The following is a 20,016-nucleotide window of genomic DNA, read 5'->3' on the forward strand; positions in this document are numbered from 1 at the left end:
CAAGCAAAGCTCGGGCGAAACCAGCCGCGAGAATGCGAAACCGTGTCCTTGCATCAGCGCGGCGTGCGGCCCGCTGGGTCCCGGCTCTGCGCAGCAACGCTGGCGCGTTGCAACGCGTCCGGGACACGAGAGAGGAGATCGCCCACGTCGCTCCCCACACCCCGTCATCGCGAGGAGCGAAGCGACGAAGCAATCCAGACTGTCGCCGCGGCGAGAGTCTGGATTGCTTTGCTCCGCTCGCAATAACGATAGGGATAAGGTGCGTGCACCAAACGCGCAGTCGTGTGCCCTGGGTGCAGCGCGCAGCGTTGCGCTGCAGAGCCGGCGCTCACGACGGCTGCACGCGAGGATCTCACCTCATCCTCGCAACGCATTTCAGCAAACCGTCATAGTCTCTAATGCACGCTAACCATCGCCCGACTTTAAACTGTCATAATCGCCAAATGGAACTCGCGGCTGCGTCGTTTTTACACGCCATTAAGCGTGGTTGCATTGGATGCACGGGGAAAGTGCGTTGGGGACTGCAATGACTGCCGCGAAGAGAGCGCCGGGAAAGCCGGCCACCGAGATGTTCGACGACATCCCGGTGCTTCAGCGCAAATGGCGTGCCGCGGTGAAGCCGGGCGAACGGTTGCCGCGCTATGAGGATGTGATGCTCGGCAGCCTCGGCAGGCTCGCCGATCACATCGCGCTGCTCAAAGGTGACGGTACGCTCGAACTGTCGCGCAGCGGACGGTACGTGCAGCAATGGCTCGGTGACGAGCGCTGGGACATTCCGGTCGCGGAGCTGTCGCCCGATTGCGCGACGGCGCTGTCGGAAGTGACGGCGAGCGCGCTCGCGAACGGACGACCCCACCATGCGCGTGCGCATTGCGTACGCGACGGCATGGTCAAGACCTACGACCTGCTGGCCTTGCCGACCGCCTCGCGTTGGGGCGCCACGCTGGTCGGGACCTACGTCAACGAGCACGGCGCGCAGTACAACCTTCTCGATGCGATCTTCTCCGCGACCGAGGACGCTGTCGTCTCGCTGACGACGTTGCGCGACGCGGCGGGCAAGCCTTTCGACCTCCAGATCGTGCACCACAACAAGGGCGCCGAACTGCTCCTCAACGTGGCGAGCAGCGGCCTGCTGTGGCGCCGGCTCGGCCAGGGCGGCACGCTGTTGGCCGCGCCCGAGATCATGGAATTCCTGCTGAAGGCGGTCTCCGGCGGCCGCGGTGAGCAGTTCGAGATCGAAAACGCGGGGCGTCATCTGCGGATGAGCGCAACCTGTTTCGCGGACGTGGTGTCGCTGACCATTTCGGACGTCACCGCGATGAAGCGGCGCGATGCCTCGTTCCGGCTGCTGTTCGACAACAACCCGATGCCGATGTGGGTGTTCGACGCGGAGCAGAAACAGTTCCTCAGCGTCAACGACGCCGCGGTCCAGCACTACGGCTACAGCCGCGCGGCCTTCCTGCGCATGAAGCTGCACGAGATCTGGCCGGAGGACGAGTGGGACAGCCACGCCGAGGCGCTGGAACGTGTCGGCGAGACCTATCACTCCTCGCGCAACTGGCGGCATCTGCGCGCCGACGGCAGCGAGATCGAGGTGCTCACCTTCGGTCGCCGCGTCACCTTCGATGGTCGCGACGGCTATCTGGTCGCGGTGGTCGATATCACCGAGCGCCGCAAGGCCGAGGCCCGGATCGCCCACATGGCGCATCATGACGGGCTCACCGATCTGCCGAACCGCGAATATTTTCAGGATCGCCTGAAGCAGGCGCTCGACCAGGCCGGCGGAAAGCGGGTCGGCGTGCTCTGCATCGATCTCGACCTGTTCAAGAACGTCAACGATTCCTTCGGCCATCCGGTCGGCGACCGCCTGTTGAAACAGGTCGCCGAACGACTTGCGACCGCGATCCGCGGCGCCAATCTCGCGGCCCGGCTCGGCGGCGACGAATTCGCGGTGATCCTGGCCGCCGACGTCTCGCCGAACGAGGCCAGCGCCTGTGCCTCGCTCCTGATCGAGATGCTGAGCGCGCCCTACGACATCGACGGCCTCGAGACGGTGATCGGCGCCAGCATCGGCATCGCGTTGTCGCCGGGCGACGGCACGACGTCGGAGGAATTGATGCGCAACGCCGACATGGCATTGTACCGGGCGAAGTCCGACGGCGGCGGCGTGCACCATTTCTTCGAACGGGAAATGGACCGCCAGGCGCAGAAGCGCCGCGACATGGAGCTGGATCTGCGCCGCGCCTTCGCCAACGGCGAGTTCGAGCTGCACTACCAGCCGCTGGTGTCGATCGTATCCGATCGCATCTCCGGCTTCGAGTCGCTGCTGCGCTGGCGCCACCACGAGAAGGGCATGATCTCGCCGGCGGAATTCATCCCGGTCGCCGAGGACATCGGCCTGATCACGCAGCTCGGCGAGTGGGTGCTGCGCGAGGCTTGCTCCGAGGCGGTGAAATGGCCGGCCGACATCAAGGTCGCGGTGAATCTCTCCCCGGCGCAGTTCCGCAGCCGCAACCTGGTTCAGGTCGTGATCTCGGCGCTGGCGCAGTCCGGCCTGTCGCCGACGCGGCTCGAGTTGGAGATCACCGAGTCGATCTTCCTGGCCGAGACCGACGCCAATCTGGCGACGCTGCACCAGCTGCGCGAGCTCGGCGTCGGCATCTCCATGGACGATTTCGGCACCGGCTATTCCAGCCTCAGCTATCTCCGCAGCTTCCCCTTCGACAAGATCAAGATCGACCGGTCCTTCGTGAAGGACCTCGCTCAGCGGCCCGATTGCGGTGCGATCGTGCGGGCGATCTCGGGCCTCGGCCGCAGCCTCAACATCACCACGACCGCGGAAGGCGTCGAGACCGAGGACCAGCTCGACTGGCTGCGCGCCGAAGGCTGCAACGAGGTGCAGGGCTTCCTGTTCAGCGCCGCGCGCCCGGCGGCCGAGATCGCGAAGCTGCTCGCCGATTTCGGCGAGCGCGCCTCACGGGCGGCGTAGATCCGGCGGATAGCAGTCGTAGACCAGCGCCTTGAAGGCAGGCGTGATGCGGCCGCGCTCGTTCTGGGTCTGCTGCATCATGACGTAGATCATGTCGAGCTTGGGATCGACGCCGAAATAGGTGCCGCTGCCCGAGTCCCATTTCAGCTCGCCGATCGAGCCCGGCGGCGGCGGCTTGGCAACGCCCGGATCGGTGCGGACCGCGACGCCGTAGCCGTAGCCGAAGCCGTCGCCGGGAAAATAGAAGTAGTCGCGCCCGACGCCGGAGCCCGGTCCGATCTGATCGGTCGTCATGTCCTTGAAAGAAGCCGGGCTCAGGTAACGCTTGCCGCCGTACTCGCCGCCGTTGAGGAGCATCTGGGCGAAACGCCCGTAATCGGTGACGGACGACAGCAGGCCGCCGCCGCCGGATTGCCATTCCGGATGATCCAGGCGCTCGCGCTCGGCGTCGAGCAGGATCTGGTCGGTCGGCAGGGGGCGCGCCATCCGCTCGAACTCGTCCGGCGTCGTCAGCACGAACTTGGTGTTGGTCATGCCGAGCGGATCGAAGATGCGCTGCTTGAGGAAGTCGTACAGCGTCTGGCCGCTGATGATCTCGATGACGCTGCCGAGCACGTCGGTGGAATGACCGTAGCGCCACAGCGTGCCCGGTTGGCGGGCCAGCGGCAGCCTCGCGATGCGCTCGGCGAATTCCTTGTTGTCGAACCGGCCTTCGAAGATGTTGGCGGCCTTGTAGGCGAGCTCGACCCATTTGCCGCCGATGTAGTCGTAGCTGATGCCCGACGTGTGCCGCATCAGGTCCCTGATGGTCACGGGATGGATCGGCGGCACCAGGTCGAGCGCCAGCGAACCGTCGGGCTTGGTGACCTCCAGCCCCACCTTCGTGCCGGCGAAGGCCGGGATGTATTTCGACACGGGGTCGGTGAGCGCGAGCTTGCCTTCGTCGATCAGCATCATCGCCGCGACGCTGGTGATCGGCTTGGTCATGGAATGGATGGCGAAGATCGTGTCCGGCGTCATGGACAGGTGCGTCCTGACATCGCGGACGCCGAACATCTTGAAATAGACCGGCTTTCCGTGCTGCTGGATCAGGATGACGGCCCCCGGCAACCTGCCGGTCCCGACCTCGTTCTCGAAGAACGCGGTGATGCGCTGCAACTGGTCCGGTGCGGGCGCGGGGATGTCGGCAGCCCGACCTCGCGAGATCGAGCCGGCCAGCACGGCCGCCCCGACCAGGAATTCACGACGCTTCATCCGGGCTTCCTCCCTCGACGGGAACAAAGCCGCAAGACGCCGGAGGCGTCAACAAGACTCCGGTTAAAAACGCGTCACGATCTCGGAAAGGACCGGCCGCGGGCGGTCCTCGCTGGGCTTCGTCGGCGTCCCGATATGCACGAGCCCGGCAAGCTTCTCGTCCGGCTTCAGGCCGAGGCCGTCCAGCACGTCGCGGTCGAAGGAGAACCAGCCCGTCAGCCAGGCCGCGCCGTAGCCGAGCGCCGTGGCGGCCGTGACGATGTTCATGGCGCTGGCGCCGGCCGACAATTCCTGCTCGAAGGCGGGCACCTTCGGGTGTGGCTTGGTGAAGCTGACGATGCCGATCACCAACGGCGCGTCGGTGAGGCGCTTCCGTTCGACCTCGATGTCCGCGGCCGGGGCGCCGGGATTCTTCCGGGCGAAGACCTTGGCGATCACCTCGCCGGCACGCACGCGCGCGTCGCCCTCGAAGACGATGAAGCGCCACGGCGCCAGCTTGCCGTGGTCGGGCACGCGCGCGCCGATGGTCAGGATGGTCTCGAGTTCGGCCGGGGAGGGGCCGGGTCCGGTCATCTCGCGCGGCTTGACCGAGCGGCGGGTCTTCAGGAGTTCGATGGCATCGGGCACTGCGGTTTCCTCTTCGGCTGGTCGTCGGGCGTGCATGCCCGAGATAGGCATGCACGCCCGCAACCGAAAGCGAGTTTAGATCGATTTCAGGCCGAGACCGCGTCCCGCGCCCGCCTGACATCCGGCGGCACGGCCTCGTCGAGCAGCGCCGCGATCGCCTCCTGCGTGGTCATCACTTTCTGCCCGTCGCTGCCGAGCCGGCGCACGGAGACCGAATGAGTCTCGGCCTCCTTCTTGCCGACGACGAGCAGCGCCGGGATCTTGGCCAGCGAGTGCTCGCGGACCTTGTAGTTGATCTTCTCGTTGCGCAGGTCGATCTCGACCCGAAGCCCCGCGCGCCGCGCCTGCTCGACCACCTGCTTGGCGTATTCGTCGGCTTCCGAGGTGATGGTGGTGACCACCACCTGCACCGGCGAGAGCCAGAGCGGGAAATTGCCGGCGTAATGCTCGATCAGGATGCCGATATAGCGCTCCATCGAGCCGCAGATCGCGCGGTGGACCATCACCGGCGGTTTCTTGCCGCCGTCATGGTCGATGTAGAAGGCGCCGAAGCGTTCCGGCAGGTTGAAGTCGACCTGCGTGGTGCCGCACTGCCAGTCGCGGCCGATGGCGTCGCGCAGCACATATTCGAACTTCGGCCCGTAGAAGGCGCCTTCGCCCGGATTGATCTCGGTCTTGATGTGGTTGTTCTGCGACTGGATCTGGCTGAGCACGGTCGCCATCACGCGCTCGGCATGATCCCACATCGCGTCAGTGCCGACGCGCTTCTCCGGCCGGGTCGAGAGCTTCACGGTAAGATCGCCGGTGAAGCCGAAATCGGCATAGGTCGACAGGATGAGATCGTTGATCTTCAGGCATTCCTCGGCGAGCTGGTCCTCGGTGCAGAAGATGTGCGCGTCGTCCTGGGTGAAGCCGCGCACGCGCATCAGGCCGTGCATGGCGCCGGACGGCTCGTAGCGATGCACCACGCCGAACTCGGCGAGGCGGAGCGGCAGGTCGCGGTAGCTCTTCAGGCCGTGCTTGAAGATCTGCACGTGGCCCGGGCAGTTCATCGGCTTCAGGGCGAACCAGCGCTTGTCCTCGGCTTCGTCGCCGGCCGACTGCGCCGCGAACATGTTCTCGCGGTACCAGCCCCAATGGCCGGACGTCTCCCACAGCGACTTGTCGAGGATCTGCGGTGCATTGACCTCGTTGTAGTCGCCGGTCAGGCGGCGGCGCATGTAGGCGATGAGCTGCTGGAAGATGGTCCAGCCCTTCGGATGCCAGAACACGACGCCCGGACCTTCCTCCTGGAAGTGGAAGAGGTCGAGCTCGCGCCCGAGCTTGCGATGGTCGCGCTTCTCGGCTTCCTCGATCTGCTTGAGATAGGCGTCGAGGTCCTCCTGCTTGGCGAAGGCGGTGCCGTAGATGCGGGTCAGCATCGGGTTGTTGCTGTCGCCGCGCCAATAGGCGCCGGCCACCTTCATCAGTTTGAAGGCGTTGCCGATCTTGCCTGTCGAGGTCATGTGCGGGCCGCGGCACAGGTCGAACCAGTCGCCCTGGTAGTAGATCTTGATCGGCTCGTTGCCGGGGATGGCATCGACCAGCTCGACCTTGAAGGCCTCGCCCTTGTCGCGGAACACCTGCTTGGTCTTCTCGCGGTCCCAGACTTCCTTGGTGAACGGTTTGTCGCGCGCGATGATCTCGCGCATCTTCTTCTCGATCGCGGCGAAGTCTTCCGGGGTAAACGGCTCGTTGCGGAAGAAGTCGTAGTAGAAGCCGTTCTCGATCACCGGGCCGATCGTGACCTGGGTGCCCGGCCAGAGCGCCTGCACGGCTTCGGCGAGCACGTGCGCGCAATCGTGGCGTATCAGTTCGAGCGCGCGCGGATCGTCCCGGTTGACGAGCTCGATCTTCGCATCGTCCTCGATGGGGTCGTTGAGATCGACGAGTTCGCCGTTGAGCGCCATGGCCACGGTGCGTTTGGCCAGCGACGGCGAGATGCCCTTGGCGATCTCGAGGCCGGTGATGCTCTTGTCGAACTGACGCTGGGCGCCGTCGGGGAAGGTGAGGGTGACTTTGGCGGCAGGGGTCACGGGCTTCAGATTGCTGAGGCTGTATTGGAAGCCGGATTCGGACTTGTGGTCGTCAGACATTGCTTTTCTCCTGAGGCTCACTCCTGCGAACGAGCGCAGGTAAGCGGAAAAGCAGCGTATAGCAGGCGTTTCGCGCCGCGCAATCGTGCTTTTTGGGGAATTTCGACCGCAATTCGGCGGGCGAGAGGCAAGATCGTCACGAAGCGGTTCGCGACATCCGCAGGCAGCTCCTCCGCCCTTTCATTCGGCGGAGCGATAGTATAGATGCAATTGCATGAAAGTTGCTCCTTCCGCCGTCCGGTTCACGCCGACCGCTCTGATGCTCGGAAATATCGTCACCGGCTGTTCGGTGCTGGCGCCGGCGGGGATGCTGCCGGAATTGTCGACGGGGCTTGGGATCAGCATCCACGCCGCCGGGTTGCTGATCACGTTCGGCGCGATCACGCTGTGCATCGGTTCGCCGCTCACGGCCTGGCTCACCAGCCACATCGAACGGCGAGTGCTGCTTGCGACGACGCTCGCCGTGCTCGCCGCCGGCAATCTGGCCTCGGCCTTCGCACCCGACTATGCGAGTCTCCTCGCCATTCGCCTCGTGATGCTCGCGGTCGGCGCGCTGTACACGCCGCAGGCCGCCGGGACCGCGGCGCTGATCGTGCCGGTCGAGCGACGCGGCGGCACGATCGCCTATATCTTCCTCGGCTGGTCGTTGGCTGCCGCCGTCGGCCTGCCGCTGATCACCTTCGTTGCCAGTCGTTATGGCTGGCGCGCGGCCTATGGTGTGATCGGAGCGCTCGGTTGCGTCAGCTTCCTGCTGTTGCTGGTGCGCCTGCCGGCGGGGCTGAGGGGCACGCCGGTCGATCTCAAGACCTGGGGCGAGGTCGGTCGCAACAACAACATTCTGTTGCTGCTTGCGATCACGATGCTGCAGATGTCCGGGCAGTTCGCCGTGTTCACCTTCATGGGGCCGTTGCTGAAGAAGCTCACCGATGCCGGCCCGGATGCGATCGGCATGGTGTTCGCTCTCTACGGCGTCTGCGGCTTCCTCGGTGTCGCCGTCGCAAGCCGCATCGTCGATAGCTGGGGTCCGTATCGAACCTCGTTGCTGTTCACCTCGCTGCTGCTTGCCGGCATCACGGGATGGGCGCTCAGTGCTGGCACACTTGGGTTGATGACGCTCTCGGTCGGGATCTGGGGACTGGGCTTCGCCTCGACCAATTCGATGCAGCAGGTCCGGCTCGTCGCTGCAGCGCCGCCGCTCGCATCGGCGACGGTCGCGCTCAATACGTCCGTTCTCTATATCGGCCAGGCGCTGGGCTCCGCCGTCGGAGGGCTGCTGTTTGCCCGCGAAATGCTGCACCCGCTCGGCTTCGTGGCGGCCGGCTTCGTCATCCTGGCCCTGGTCCTTGTCGTGCTGACCCGACCACGGGTGGTGGGCACACCGGCCTGAATCCTGTGCAAGGCGCTTGGCAAACCGAGCACGAGAGCGCTAGAAGGCGAGGCACGGGACCAACGAGAGTCGACTGCAATGAGGATGATATTGGCGGTTGCTGCGGTGCTTTGTTCGACCGCCGCTTTCGCGCAAGCCGATAAGCCGCCGATGGTCGGGGACAAGCCGCTGGTGCAGGTCAAGCCCAAGGGGACCAAGGAAGCCGCAGCCAAGCCGGCCGCGGCGCCGAAGGGCAAGCCGCAATCGATCGCGGTGCGGCTCCAGGCCTGCCTCGACGTCGATGACGGCACCAAGGACCGCCTCAACTGTTACGATGGGGTCATCCCGCCGACGCCGAAGCCGAAGCCGGCGAAGGCCAAGGGGGTCGCCGATTGCCGCTTCTTCAAGGAAGAGGACGAACGGCTCTCCTGCTTCAACGGCTTTGCCGAGAGCATTCCGAAGCTGCCCAAGAACTGACGCCGGGAAGCCGGGCGCTCAATCGCTGATCCGGCTGAGCACCGCTCTGAAGGCAACGCCCGGTAATTGCAGAGCGCTGCCCTCGAACTCGGCCGTGTCGCCATCCTCTCTTCCGGAGAGGGTGAGCGTAATCCTGTCGGTCCCGAACAGCGGCCGGAACGATGGATCGTCGTTGTAGCGTTCGGTCGAGATCTTGACCTTGATGTTGTCGCCTTCGCCCGTGTAGGTGCCGATGAAGGCGAAGGCGGAATTGCCGCCGCGCATCTTGCCGTCCGTCACATAGACCAGGCCGCAGCCGGTTCCGTGCACCGTGTGGAAATCAACTTTGTAAAGTCCCTGGCGCACTGCCTGTCCCCGCAAAATTCCAACTGAAATCCGTCAGCAAATTATTGCCGCAGCCCGTGGAAACAATCCGTTGTCTTGCGGGATGCTCGGCCATCAACATCACATTTTGATCAACGCGTGAGAGAATTGCGGGCAGTGCGGCCAAATGCCGGCCGGCGCAATATCCCGGCCTAGCGGCTCGGTGAGGCGTTGGTCGCGGCCACGCGCGTCAACGCCAGGGACGGCGTCGCGGACATCTTCACCAACACGTCCTTGAGCGGGTCCCGTGTCCAGGCGCGCGTCACATAGTCCCTATGGGTGATGCCGTCGGCGGTTTCGACGAATACCACGCTGCCGGGGCGCAGCGGCCCGTCGATGTCCTCGGAGACACCGATACCCTTCTGCCGCAGCATGCTCATCAGCTCGCGGTCGCGCTTTGCGGTGTAGTGGGTATAGGAGCTGACGAAGAAGCCGGAGCGGTGGGTCTCGATCCAGGTCGCGAACTTGTCGAGTTCGCCATAGACGGCGTCGAGCAGTACGACGCCGCGCACGCGGTCGCTGATGCCGCCGACTTCGAGGCTCCAGGCGGTGGGCAGGAAGCCGCCGCTGTAACCGACGATGACGATCGGCATCTCGGCGAAAGCGCGTGCGCTGTTGGGATCGCCGCTGAGGCGGGCGAGCTGGTCGACCGATTCCGCCATGAAGCGCTTGAAGCCGCCGGGCTGCCAGAATTTTCCGGCGCTGGAATCGGCGGCATCGACCGCCATTTGCGGTGCGAGCAGGATGGCGTTGGCGCCGGAATCGGTGATCTGTTGCGGCACCAGCTGCCGGTCGCGCACGTCGCGCTCCAGCGTTGCGCCATTGCCGTGGAAGAACACCACGATCACGCCCGGCTTGCGGATGTCGAAATGCTCCGGCACGTGCACCAGCACGCGGCTGTCATTGTAGGTCTCGTCCTGCCAGAAGACGCGCCCCGAATAGCTGCGGTGACCGCGACGCTCGCCCTTGGAGATGTTGAGGAACGGCGCGTCGGAAGCGGGGTTGTTGCCGAAATAGGGGAAGGCGGACGACTTCATGCTGACGAGGGTCGTCAGGTCTTCGCGTTGCGGTCGCTTGTAGGGGACCTGCGGCTCGAGCGACGCCACCTTGTAGGCGGCCCGCTCCGGCTGTTGCTCCACCGCGCGCTTGGGCGAGAAGTCCGACATCTGCCGTTGCAGGAAGCTCTCGCTCGCGGAGGGGAAGCGCTCCTTGAATTGCGGGGCAGGGAAGCGATCCTCGAACGTGTCGCCGCTGGCGACCTGCCGATTGGTCTTGGCGACGACTTGCGTGTTGGTCCGTGCATTGACCGGCGCGTCGACCTGGGTGTTTGCCGCGAGCGCCGCCGGGTTGGGCGCTCTGCCGCATTGAACCAGCAGCGGGCACAGCGGCACCAAGGCTGAGACGAGGGCGATCCGAAACGCACGACCGCGCGCGCCGGACGGCTTCGTCCGGTCAGCACGTATGTCTGCTTTCAACTTCGGAACGGCCCCGACCATCCACCCATGACCCCAAGTCCGTCGGCAGTATTGGGACAATTGAGCCGACTGGTGTTTAGGCGACGTTAAGTGTCCGGAGAAACTTCCCCACATCCGGAACGCTCAAAAGGACCATGCAATCGTGTCGTGATTGTGAGAGCGACGAGCTGATTCTCCTGCGCTGGAGCGGCTTTCGTGCCCGATAACAGGCGTCGGAGGTGACAGAATACCTATTTCCGTCGCCTCATTTAGCACGTGTTAACCTTGCTTGAATTGACTGAACCAATCTGCACGATGCTTTCCCACGAGGCGCCACGCCTGAGGCTGAGGACCCTGATGACGGCATCAGATGCGGGAACCACGCCCTGGACAGGCCGGCTGAGGGAGAGCGGGTCCGGGGTCTCCGTTCTGGTCGCGACCGCCATCGTCGTTGCCGACATGATCGGGGTCGGTGTCTTCACCAGCCTGGGATTCCAGGTCAAGGACATCCCGTCGGGCTTCTCGATCCTGTTGCTGTGGACGGCCGGCGGCATTGTCGCGCTGTGCGGCGTATTCTCCTATAGCGAACTCGGCGCGATGTTTCCGCGCTCGAGCGGCGAGTACAATTTCCTCGGCCGTGCCTATCATCCCGCCTTCGGCTTTCTCGCCGGCTGGGTCTCGGCGACGGTGGGTTTTGCGGCGCCGGTCGCGCTCGCCGCCATGGCGTTCGCCGAATATGCCAAATCGATCGCTCCCGATCTGCCGCCGACGCCGCTCGCCATTGGCGTGGTGTGGCTGGTTTCGATCGTGCAATTGACGGGCGTCAGGCATTCCTCCACCTTTCAGCTGATCGCGACCATCCTGAAGGTGGTGCTGATCGTCGCCTTCCTGCTTGCCGGATTCGTCATCGGCGTGCCGCAGCCCGTCACCTTCACGCCGTCGGCGGGCGACCTTGCCCATATCGTCAGCGCGCCTTTCGCGATCGGGCTGGTCTTCGTGATGTACTCGTTCTCCGGCTGGAACGCCGCGACCTACATCATCGGCGAAATGAACACGCCGCAGCAGAGCCTGCCGCGCGCACTGCTCGCAGGTACGGTGATCGTGATGGTGCTGTACGTCGCGCTGAACGCGGTGTTTCTGTACTCGACGCCGATGAGCGCGCTTGCCGGCCAGCTCAACGTCGCGAGCGTGGCCGGCAGCGCCATCTTCGGCAGTCTCGGCGGCAGGATCGTCGGCGCGATGATCTGCGTCGGCCTCGTCTCCTCGATCAGCGCGATGATGTGGATCGGGCCGCGGGTGATGATGACGATGGGGGAGGACATTCCCGCCCTGCGCGTGTTCTCGCGGCGATCGGTCAGCGGCGCGCCGGCTTATGCCATCCTGTTCCAGCTCGCGGTCGCCAATCTGCTGCTGTTCACGCGCAGCTTCGAGGCCGTGCTCGATTTCATCCAGTTCGCGCTGCTGTTCTGCTCCTTCTTCACCGTGCTCGGGGTGATCAAGTTGCGCATCACCGATCCCGATCTGCCGCGTCCCTATCGGGCCTGGGGCTACCCGTTCACGCCACTGGTTTTCCTGCTTATGACCGCATTCATGATGTACTACCTCCTGAAAGAGCGGCCGGTGCAGTCGCTCTCGGGAATGCTGGTCATGCTCTCGGGCTTGTTGATCTACGCTGTTTTCCGCAGGCGGCCGGTCGCCGCTGCCAATTCATCACATCGCGAATAGACATGCTTCGTCCCATGAGAATTGCGGCCGTCGCTCTTGCCCTGCTGGCTGCGGCCGTTTCGTCCGCGTGCGCGGACGACGTCACTTTCGACGACACGGCGCGCTTCCTCGCCGGGATGCAGCCTTCGGCGGACTCGCCGTTGACGTCGTTCACGAAGGACCCGGGCTGGCAGCGCCATGCCAGATTCTTCGACAATGCGTTCGCCCAGCTCGAGCAGCGCCAGCTCTCGAAGATCCGCAACTGGGCCGACGTCAACCTGGCCGCGCCCCGGCCGACGATGTTCTACATGTTCAGCGGTCCGGACTTCCTCTACGCCAACGCGTTCTACCCAAAGGCCAGCACCTATGTGCTGGGCGCGCTGGAGCCGGTCGGCGCCGTACCCGATCTCACCAGGCTGCCGCATGGTTCGGTCGGAGCGGCGCTCTACAATGTCGAGCGATCACTCGGCTCGATCCTGAGTTTTTCCTTCTTCATCACCAAGCAGATGAAGGTCGACCTGCACGCAAACCAGGTCAACGGCACGCTGCCGATCCTCTATGTCTTCCTCGCGCGCTCCGGCAAGACCATCCGCAACGTCGAGATGGTCGCGCTGGACAACAGCGGGGGCATGCATGTCGGACACGACAATCCGGGACCGAACGCCACGCGCGGCGTTCGTATCACCTTCGCAGGCAGCGACGGCGAGGCGCGCACGCTGTACTATTTCTCGACCGATCTCTCCAACTCGGGTGCGCGCGCCGCGGGCTTCCTCAGGTTCTGCGAGACGCTGGGGCCCGGCAACAGCCTGATCAAGAGCGCGTCCTATCTCCTGCACGCCGGCAATTTCACGGTGGTGCGCGACTGGCTGCTGGCCAACAGCGCGACCATCGTCCAGGACGATTCCGGAATTCCGCTCGCCTACTTCAATACGAGGCAATGGCGGCTCTTTCCGTTCGGCCGCTACCTCGGACCGATCGCGGAATTTCCCGGGCGCTATCAGGAGCGTTACGCCGAATTGTTCACGCGAGCCCAGCCCATCGATTTCGGCGTCGGCTATCGCTGGCGGACGCACGAATCCAACGTGTTGCTGGCTGTGAAGGTGCCGGGAAGTGAATCTGCGCCAGTTGCGGAGACTGCCTCATCGGTCGAGCCGCCGCCGAGAGCGCCGCGTCCGAGACGGCCACGGCCTCCCGAGCCGGTTCCGCCGCCCGAACGCTTCTTCTGGTTCCGATGAAGTCGTCTACCTGCCGCTGCGAGGTCGTCTACCAGTGCACGCTTTGACTCGGCACGATGAACGCCGTCGTGCTTGGCGGCGTGGTGAAGCTCGTCGCCAGATACCAGCCGGATCCGATGACGAGCGCGAGGAGGGCGACGATGGCGAGGAGATCCATGGTTCTGGGGTCGTGATGACTCCTGGAATTCAGATCGGGACCAAGCTTGAAGTGAAAATGTGGGCTGATTTTCCAGCGCATGTTTGTTTCCTCCCGAGGGGAGCATCACAACAACGCGACAGGATTGTTTCCGGTTCCGCGCAGGGCTGAGCTGCGCAAAGCACCGCAGCAAGCTTATGGCGCGTTGACGCCGCGCCAGCGGCCGTACCGCCAGGGTAAGTACCAGCGCGCAGTTGGCGGAGCGGTGAGGGGGACGTTGTCGATGCCCGACGTGCCGAAGGGTTGGCAGCGCAGCAGGCGAGCGAGCGTCATCCAGCCGCCGGCCCACAGCCCGAACCGCTCGATCGCCTCATCGCCATAGACGGAGCAGGTCGGCAGATGACGGCAATTGTAACCGACCAGCGGCGACAGCGTGTGGCGATAGAGCCAGATCAGGGCACGGCCGAATCTGCGCGGCAGTCGCAGCGTTTCGGCGAGAGATCCGGAACAATGCTCGCAGGCTGAATGCTTCACGTCGTGCCTAGCTATCATCTTGCGCTCTTGTGCGCGCGGTTCCATCGCGGGGAACAACAAGCTGTTGTGCGCGCGCCATAGTTTGCCTGCTTTTTGGGAGCAGTGCAGCAAGTACCTATGGACGGCCTGTATTCCCCCGGATACCATTTTTGTGACGCCCATGTGTAGACTTGGTGGTCGTTAAGACGGGGCTTGCCTGATTGCTTTTAAGGCCTGGGGAAGGAACCAGCTTGAAGCTTTTGAAGTCGCTCAACCTCCGCGGCTGGCTTTTGATGGGAACCGCCGTTTGCGGCGTCGTGCTGGCGGGCACGATCGCAACGCTGGGGACCTCAGCGCGCGCCGGCGCGACGCTCGAAGAGCGCAAGCTGCCGATGAAATTCGGCTGGGTCGCATGCGAGCCGAACTGTCGCGGCTGGGTCAGTGCGGTCGGCATCATCACCGCTGATACACCCAGGGATTTCGAGGATTTCGCGCGCGGCCGCCAGCTTGGCGGCGCCACCGTGGTGCTCGATTCCAGCGGCGGCTCCGTCAATGACGCGATCTCGCTGGGTCGCCGCTTCCGCAATCTCGGGCTTTTGACCGCGGTCGGCATCAGCATGCAGAATCGCGGCGGGCCAAGTGCGCGCCCGGCGGTTGGATCCGAGGCCTATTGCGAATCCATGTGCGTGTTCCTATTGCTCGCCGGCAAGAAGCGTTACGTACCGGAAGGCGCGCATGTCCGGGTCCACCAGATCTGGATGGGCGACCGCGCCGATGATGCCAAGGCGGCGAGCTACAGCGCGCAGGACCTGATGATCGTGGAGCGCGACATCGGCAGGCTCGCCAAGTACACGTTCGACATGGGCGGTGCCGGTGATTTGCTGTCGCTCGCGCTCAGCGTACCGCCCTGGGAAGACCTGCATGAACTGGACGCCGGCGAACTGAAGCTCACCAATCTGGTGACGACCGATCTCGTGGCCGACGTACTGCCGCATGTGGATCTGGTGGCGCCCGCGGTCGCGGCGCTTGCGCCAAAGACCCAGGCAAGGTTCGGTGAGGAACCGGAGCAGCAATTGCAGCCGGCCAAGTCGACCAAGACGGCGGAAGCCGTGGTGCCGACGGGCGCGGCGCCTGCGGCAAGCTCACAGAAATAGCGTTTCTGGAATCGTTCTTCGCGACGACGTCGTCGGGGCTGGCCGATCGGCCGGCCTCAGCCGCGCGCGGTCTCCGGCTGCTTCGCCTTGGCCTCGATCTGGCCGATGGCGTCGACGACGGCATCGAAGGTCAGCAGCGTCGATGCATGGCGCGCCTTGTAGTCGCGGACCGGCTCGAGGAACTTGATCTCTTCCCATTTGCCGTCGGGGGGAGCACCGTTCTCCTTCAGCATCTTGCGAACGGTTTCGCGTAACTCCCGGAGTTCGCTCGCGGTCGAGCCGACGACGTGGCTTGCCATGATGGATGAGGACGCCTGGCCGAGCGCGCAGGCCTTCACGTCGTGGGCGAAATCTGTGACGACGTCTCCGTCCATCTTGAGGTCGACCTTGACGGTCGAGCCGCACAGCTTCGAGTGGGCCGTGGCGGTGGCGTCGGGGTCCGGAAGCCGCCCGAGGCGCGGGATATTCCCCGCCAGTTCGATGATCCGCTTGTTGTAAATGTCGTTCAGCATGTGATGGAGTCCAGCACTTCCGGGCGGGATCGGCCTTGGCGGGCGCCGTCCACGGTCCTATATAGGATTGGAACTGGTGGAAAAACAGCCCGGTGGCGCGGCGCGCGGTGATCCAAAACCGTGTGGCCGGCGTTAGAATCCGGGACGTTTTCCACCGAGACTGTTCTCTTCAGGCGTCCGGCGGCTTGCCGCCCCGTCTGCCGGTGACACTCCGGCCGCGAGGCCGTCGAACGGAGTAGACATGGACGCTGCAATCAAATCCATCCGCCCCAACAAGCCCGACCCGAAGCAGCCCGATAGCCGGCCTCCCGAACTCGATCCCGCCGAGTTCCTGGCGGCGGCCGTTCGTGCCGACCAGCCGCGCCCCGCGCGTGCCGAAGCCGAGCAGGCGGTGAAGACGCTGCTCGCCTATATCGGCGAGAACACCCAGCGCGAGGGTCTGCTGGACACTCCGCGCCGCGTGGTCGAAGCCTTCGACGAGCTCTATCAGGGCTACCATCAGTGCCCGGCCGAGGTTCTCGACCGCACCTTCGGCGAGACCGCCGGCTATGACGACTTCGTCCTGGTCCGCGACATCGAGTTCACCTCGCAGTGCGAGCACCACATGATGCCCTTCTACGGCAAGGCGCACATCGCCTATACGCCGGTGGAGCGGGTCGTCGGACTGTCGAAGCTCGCACGCCTGACCGACATCTTCGCCCGCAGGCTCCAGACCCAGGAGCACCTGACGGCGCAGATCGCGGCAGCGATCGACGAGATCTTGAAGCCCCGCGGCGTTGCCGTGCTGATCGAGGCCGAGCATACCTGCATGTCGGTCCGCGGCGTCGCCAAGCATGGCGCATCGACGTTCACCAGCCGCTTCACCGGCATGTTCCGCGACAATCCGGCGGAGCAGGCCCGTTTCCTGTCGCTGGTGCGGGGCCTGCAGCGCTGACCTCGCCAAGGTCTGTCTGTTGAGGCATGAGCTTTCCGGAAGGCGCTGCACGCTTTCCGGATGATGCCCTAGCGAGGACGATCGTGTCCGCTCACTCTCATGACATCGAGGAAGGCTTGGCCTTCCTGCCCCGGTTCGATGCGGCCGGGCTCGTGACCTGCGTGGCGACCGATGTCGCGACCGGTGACGTATTGATGGTCGCGCATATGAATGACGAGGCGCTGCGCAAGACGATCGCGACGGGCGAGGCCTGGTATTTCAGCCGCTCGCGCAACGCCTTGTGGCGAAAAGGTGAGACCTCGGGTCAGACCCAGCGGGTGGTCGAGATACGCACCGATTGCGATCAGGATGCGGTCTGGCTGCGTGTCGAGCAGATCGGCGCGGCCTGCCATACGGGCCGCAGATCCTGCTTCTACCGGAAGGTCGAGGCGGACGGGGGAGGCGCCAGGCTCGTCTTCACCGATGCCGAGCGCCTGTTCGATCCGGACGCAGTGTACAAGAAGTAGTCGGCCGTCATTCGGACTCGCACCGGCAGTCGGCCCGGGACGACGGCGAAAGCCGAATTAACTCCGCGTTAACCATAACTGTCCCACGGTGGGACGACAGGGTGCCGAATTGCCGGCGCCGTTCAATGCCGCGCGGGGCGGGCCCTCCATCATGTCGGTCGACAATTCCAGTGCCTCTCAGACGGCGGGTCTCGATCCGTCGCGGGCACGCGTCGCCGGTGCGATCAAGCAGGTGTCCAGCCGGACCGGAGTCAGCTTCCAGTACATGCTGACCACCGCCAAGATGGAATCGGATTTCGATCCGACGGCGGGCGCCACCACGTCGTCGGCGCACGGGCTCTATCAGTTCATCGACCAGACCTGGCTCGGCACCGTGAAGGAGGCCGGCACGCAGCTTGGTTACGGCAGCTACTCCGACGCCATCACCAGGACGTCGTCGGGCACCTACACGGTCGACGATCCCGTGATGAAGCGGTCGATCATGAAGTTGCGCGACGACCCGGAGGCGGCGTCGAGCATGGCGGCGGCGCTGACGCAGTCCAACAGCTTCAAGCTCACCGGGCTGCTTGGCCGCAGGCCGTCGGACAGCGAACTCTACATGGCACATTTCATGGGCGTCGGCGGAGCCGCCAAGCTGATCGCCAACGCCGAGGACAATCCGCAGGCGGTCGGCGCGCGGTTGTTTCCCAACGCGGCCTCGTCCAACCGATCGATCTTCTATGCGAAAGACGGCCGCGCGCGCAGCGTATCCGAGGTCTATTCGGTGCTGGATGCGCGCTACGCCAGCGCGGCCAATTCCAAGGTGACGCGTAGCGCGATGGCGATGTATGGCGACACCCCGTCGACGACGCAGGTCGCGAGCGCCAATGGCGTGCAGCCGGCCATGCCGCTCGTCGACAACGCCGCCTATCTGCAGACCTTTCCGGATACGCGCGCGGTGACGTCCGTCAGTGCGTCGTCCTCGTCATCATCGTCGTCGACCGCCACCGACAATGCGCCGAGCGCGCCCGCGTTTCGCTCGATCTACCAGCCCGGTGACGCCACGCAGCCGGTTTCCGCGACGGTGCAGAAATTGTGGGGCAGCAACGCCTCGCTCACCTCGGTCGCATCCGCGACGCCCGACGTGCGGCCGCCGCAGCCGCTCGATCTCTTCAGCGATCGCAACGGCACGTTCAGCGGCTAGATTTCTCTCGGCCCTGCACGCACTGACGGCGCCGCAACGCCGCACCACGCTCCTTGAGACGGCCGCCAGCTCTTAATAAAACGTCAACGAAACCAGCCGGTTATGGTGAACGCTTTGTTAAGCGTCGTGGTTTATTTTGTGTTGCAGGCGACAAGTCGTCGCCGTTTCGTTGGGTTGCGTAGGCCGGAAAGACCATGATCGTTCGGCAGTTCATCAATTGGATCAAGACCGCGTCCGCCGGCGAACGTGCCGAGGCAACACGCGCACTGGCGCGTGCCTGGTTGATCTCAGACCTTTCCCATGACGACCGCATCGCGGCCGAAGGCGCGCTGCTGATGCTGCTCGACGATGCCTCGCCTTTGGTGCGGCAGGCGATGGCCGAGGCCTTCGCGCGCAGCGCCGAGGCGCCGGCCGCGATCGTGCGGGCGTTGTCGTCGGACCAGCCGTCGGTCGCGCTGCCGGTGCTCGAACACTCTCCACTCCTGATCGACGCGGATCTCGTCGACATCGTCGCGACCGGCAACGGCGAGGTGCAGTGCGCGGTTGCCCGCCGCATCGCGTTACCCGTCTCCGTCTGCGCCGCGATCGCCGAGGTCGGCTGCGCGGCGGCGGCCCTGGAGCTGATCGAAAATCCCTACGCCGAACTCGCACCGTTCTCGTGGGACCGCATCGTCGAGCGTCACGGCCATCTGGCCGCCATCCGCGAGGCCATGCTGGTGCTGGAGGATCTGCCGGCCGCAACGCGCGCCGCGCTGGTGGCGAAACTCTCGGAGACGCTGGCGCAGTTCGTGGTGGCTCGGAACTGGCTGAGCGCCGACCGCGCCGACCGCATGACGACCGAGGCCCGCGACCGCTCCACCATGAACATCGCGGCCTGCTCGCGCGGAGACGACATGCAGGGCCTGGTGCGGCACCTGCGCGTCACCGGCCAGCTCACCGCCGGCCTGATCCTTCGCGCGCTGCTGTCGAGCAATCTCGAACTGTTCGATGCGGCGCTCGCCGAACTGGCCGATCTGCCGCTGGCGCGCGTCTCGGCGCTGCTGCACGACCGCGGCGGCGCAAGCCTGCATGCGCTGCTCCGCCGCGCCGGGCTTCCGGATGCGACCTTCGCGGCGTTCCAGGTCGCGCTCGATGCCTGCCACGAGCAGGGCTTCGTCGACAGTGACGATGGCGCGGCGCGGCTGCGACGGCGCATGGTCGAGCGCGTGCTCACCCATTGTGAGACCGATCGCGGCGCGACCGAGCCGCTGATGATCCTGCTCCGCCGCTTCGCCACCGAATCGGCGCGCGAAGAGGCGCGGCTGTTCTGCGACGAGCTGGCCGCGGACGAGGCGATCGCACCGGTCTATGAGGATCTGATCGCGGCGTAACGCATCGTGGGGTGGGCAAAGACGCGCAGCGCCGTGCCCGCTCCATCCCAAAAATATAGATTGCTCGGTCTGGTGGGCACGCTTCGTTTTGCCCGCCCTACGCA

General features: G+C 64.9%; 18 protein-coding genes. 10 read left to right on the forward strand and 8 right to left on the reverse strand.

Going from position 1 to position 20,016, the window contains the following annotated elements:
- Positions 1 to 526 precede the first annotated feature (526 nt).
- Complete coding sequence (locus QM712_RS30990; RefSeq protein WP_415026955.1) at positions 527 to 2,989, forward strand: putative bifunctional diguanylate cyclase/phosphodiesterase; 2,463 nt, start codon at positions 527 to 529, stop codon at positions 2,987 to 2,989.
- Here QM712_RS30990 and QM712_RS30995 read toward each other — a convergent pair.
- The 3 genes from QM712_RS30995 to thrS form a co-directional block, all read right to left on the reverse strand.
- Positions 2,975 to 4,243, reverse strand: a complete 1,269-nt coding sequence (locus tag QM712_RS30995) for a serine hydrolase domain-containing protein (RefSeq protein ID WP_415026956.1) — start codon at positions 4,241 to 4,243, stop codon at positions 2,975 to 2,977. The genes QM712_RS30990 and QM712_RS30995 overlap by 15 nt on opposite strands.
- Positions 4,244 to 4,306: 63 nt before the next feature.
- Positions 4,307 to 4,870: a nitroreductase gene (locus tag QM712_RS31000; RefSeq protein WP_415026957.1), complete on the reverse strand. Its 564-nt coding sequence runs from the start codon at positions 4,868 to 4,870 to the stop codon at positions 4,307 to 4,309.
- Between the two features lie 86 nt (positions 4,871 to 4,956).
- A complete protein-coding gene (gene thrS / locus QM712_RS31005; protein WP_415026958.1) occupies positions 4,957 to 7,005 on the reverse strand; it encodes a threonine--tRNA ligase in 2,049 nt (682 codons plus the stop codon).
- 214 nt (positions 7,006 to 7,219) lie between these two features.
- On the opposite strand from thrS, the gene QM712_RS31010 reads away from it, so the two are divergent.
- Both QM712_RS31010 and QM712_RS31015 read left to right on the forward strand, forming a co-directional pair.
- Complete coding sequence (locus QM712_RS31010; protein WP_415026959.1) at positions 7,220 to 8,392, forward strand: MFS transporter; 1,173 nt, start codon at positions 7,220 to 7,222, stop codon at positions 8,390 to 8,392.
- Between the two features lie 78 nt (positions 8,393 to 8,470).
- Positions 8,471 to 8,848, forward strand: a complete 378-nt coding sequence (locus tag QM712_RS31015; RefSeq protein WP_415026960.1) for a hypothetical protein — start codon at positions 8,471 to 8,473, stop codon at positions 8,846 to 8,848.
- A gap of 18 nt (positions 8,849 to 8,866) precedes the next feature.
- Here QM712_RS31015 and QM712_RS31020 read toward each other — a convergent pair whose 3' ends face one another.
- Together QM712_RS31020 and QM712_RS31025 are read right to left on the reverse strand one after the other, a co-directional pair.
- On the reverse strand, positions 8,867 to 9,193 hold the full coding sequence (locus tag QM712_RS31020) for a hypothetical protein (protein ID WP_415026961.1): 327 nt from the start codon (positions 9,191 to 9,193) through the stop codon (positions 8,867 to 8,869).
- 170 nt (positions 9,194 to 9,363) lie between these two features.
- A complete protein-coding gene (locus tag QM712_RS31025) occupies positions 9,364 to 10,707 on the reverse strand; it encodes an alpha/beta hydrolase (RefSeq protein ID WP_415026962.1) in 1,344 nt (447 codons plus the stop codon).
- 315 nt (positions 10,708 to 11,022) lie between these two features.
- Here QM712_RS31025 and QM712_RS31030 point away from each other — a divergent pair, with 315 nt between their 5' ends.
- The gene (locus QM712_RS31030; RefSeq protein ID WP_415026963.1) at positions 11,023 to 12,390 is read left to right on the forward strand and encodes an APC family permease; all 1,368 of its coding nucleotides are present in this window, start codon (positions 11,023 to 11,025) and stop codon (positions 12,388 to 12,390) included.
- A 2-nt stretch (positions 12,391 to 12,392) separates the two neighbouring features.
- Positions 12,393 to 13,604 (forward strand): hypothetical protein, encoded by a 1,212-nt coding sequence (locus QM712_RS31035; RefSeq protein WP_415026964.1) that lies wholly within the window; start codon positions 12,393 to 12,395, stop codon positions 13,602 to 13,604.
- A gap of 28 nt (positions 13,605 to 13,632) precedes the next feature.
- Here QM712_RS31035 and QM712_RS31040 read toward each other — a convergent pair whose 3' ends face one another.
- The gene (locus QM712_RS31040) at positions 13,633 to 13,842 is read right to left on the reverse strand and encodes a hypothetical protein (RefSeq protein WP_415026965.1); all 210 of its coding nucleotides are present in this window, start codon (positions 13,840 to 13,842) and stop codon (positions 13,633 to 13,635) included.
- A 93-nt stretch (positions 13,843 to 13,935) separates the two neighbouring features.
- A complete protein-coding gene (yidD, locus tag QM712_RS31045; protein ID WP_415026986.1) occupies positions 13,936 to 14,274 on the reverse strand; it encodes a membrane protein insertion efficiency factor YidD in 339 nt (112 codons plus the stop codon).
- 230 nt (positions 14,275 to 14,504) lie between these two features.
- Between yidD and QM712_RS31050 the strand changes: the two genes are divergently transcribed.
- Positions 14,505 to 15,407, forward strand: a complete 903-nt coding sequence (locus QM712_RS31050; RefSeq protein WP_415026966.1) for a hypothetical protein — start codon at positions 14,505 to 14,507, stop codon at positions 15,405 to 15,407.
- Positions 15,408 to 15,463: 56 nt separating this feature from the next.
- On the opposite strand, the gene QM712_RS31055 is transcribed toward QM712_RS31050, so the two are convergent.
- Positions 15,464 to 15,919 (reverse strand): iron-sulfur cluster assembly scaffold protein, encoded by a 456-nt coding sequence (locus tag QM712_RS31055; RefSeq protein WP_415026967.1) that lies wholly within the window; start codon positions 15,917 to 15,919, stop codon positions 15,464 to 15,466.
- 241 nt (positions 15,920 to 16,160) lie between these two features.
- On the opposite strand from QM712_RS31055, the gene folE reads away from it, so the two are divergent.
- From folE to QM712_RS31075, 4 genes are all read left to right on the forward strand, one after another.
- A complete protein-coding gene (gene folE / locus QM712_RS31060; protein ID WP_415026968.1) occupies positions 16,161 to 16,853 on the forward strand; it encodes a GTP cyclohydrolase I FolE in 693 nt (230 codons plus the stop codon).
- A gap of 83 nt (positions 16,854 to 16,936) precedes the next feature.
- A complete protein-coding gene (hisI, locus tag QM712_RS31065; protein ID WP_415026969.1) occupies positions 16,937 to 17,359 on the forward strand; it encodes a phosphoribosyl-AMP cyclohydrolase in 423 nt (140 codons plus the stop codon).
- Positions 17,360 to 17,510: 151 nt separating this feature from the next.
- Complete coding sequence (locus QM712_RS31070) at positions 17,511 to 18,542, forward strand: lytic transglycosylase domain-containing protein (RefSeq protein ID WP_415026970.1); 1,032 nt, start codon at positions 17,511 to 17,513, stop codon at positions 18,540 to 18,542.
- 194 nt (positions 18,543 to 18,736) lie between these two features.
- Positions 18,737 to 19,912: a DUF2336 domain-containing protein gene (locus QM712_RS31075; protein WP_415026971.1), complete on the forward strand. Its 1,176-nt coding sequence runs from the start codon at positions 18,737 to 18,739 to the stop codon at positions 19,910 to 19,912.
- Positions 19,913 to 20,016 lie beyond the last annotated feature (104 nt).

The sequence above is a fragment of the Bradyrhizobium sp. genome (genome assembly GCF_047605465.1).
Taxonomy (GTDB): Bacteria; Pseudomonadota; Alphaproteobacteria; order Rhizobiales; family Xanthobacteraceae; genus Bradyrhizobium.

Excerpts from the sequence above, each read along its gene's own strand:
- QM712_RS31075 (WP_415026971.1), top strand. The coding sequence starts at position 18,737 with ATGATCGTTCGGCAGTTCATCAATTGGATCAAGACCGCGTCCGCCGGC.
- QM712_RS31070 (WP_415026970.1), top strand. The coding sequence starts at position 17,511 with ATGTCGGTCGACAATTCCAGTGCCTCTCAGACGGCGGGTCTCGATCCG.
- QM712_RS30990 (WP_415026955.1), top strand. The coding sequence starts at position 527 with ATGACTGCCGCGAAGAGAGCGCCGGGAAAGCCGGCCACCGAGATGTTC.
- QM712_RS31015 (WP_415026960.1), top strand. The coding sequence starts at position 8,471 with ATGAGGATGATATTGGCGGTTGCTGCGGTGCTTTGTTCGACCGCCGCT.
- QM712_RS30995 (WP_415026956.1), bottom strand. The coding sequence starts at position 4,243 with ATGAAGCGTCGTGAATTCCTGGTCGGGGCGGCCGTGCTGGCCGGCTCG.
- QM712_RS31055 (WP_415026967.1), bottom strand. The coding sequence starts at position 15,919 with ATGCTGAACGACATTTACAACAAGCGGATCATCGAACTGGCGGGGAAT.
- QM712_RS31035 (WP_415026964.1), top strand. The coding sequence starts at position 12,393 with ATGCTTCGTCCCATGAGAATTGCGGCCGTCGCTCTTGCCCTGCTGGCT.
- thrS (WP_415026958.1), bottom strand. The coding sequence starts at position 7,005 with ATGTCTGACGACCACAAGTCCGAATCCGGCTTCCAATACAGCCTCAGC.
- folE (WP_415026968.1), top strand. The coding sequence starts at position 16,161 with ATGGACGCTGCAATCAAATCCATCCGCCCCAACAAGCCCGACCCGAAG.
- QM712_RS31025 (WP_415026962.1), bottom strand. The coding sequence starts at position 10,707 with ATGGTCGGGGCCGTTCCGAAGTTGAAAGCAGACATACGTGCTGACCGG.
- QM712_RS31030 (WP_415026963.1), top strand. The coding sequence starts at position 11,023 with ATGACGGCATCAGATGCGGGAACCACGCCCTGGACAGGCCGGCTGAGG.
- QM712_RS31040 (WP_415026965.1), bottom strand. The coding sequence starts at position 13,842 with ATGCGCTGGAAAATCAGCCCACATTTTCACTTCAAGCTTGGTCCCGAT.
- QM712_RS31010 (WP_415026959.1), top strand. The coding sequence starts at position 7,220 with ATGAAAGTTGCTCCTTCCGCCGTCCGGTTCACGCCGACCGCTCTGATG.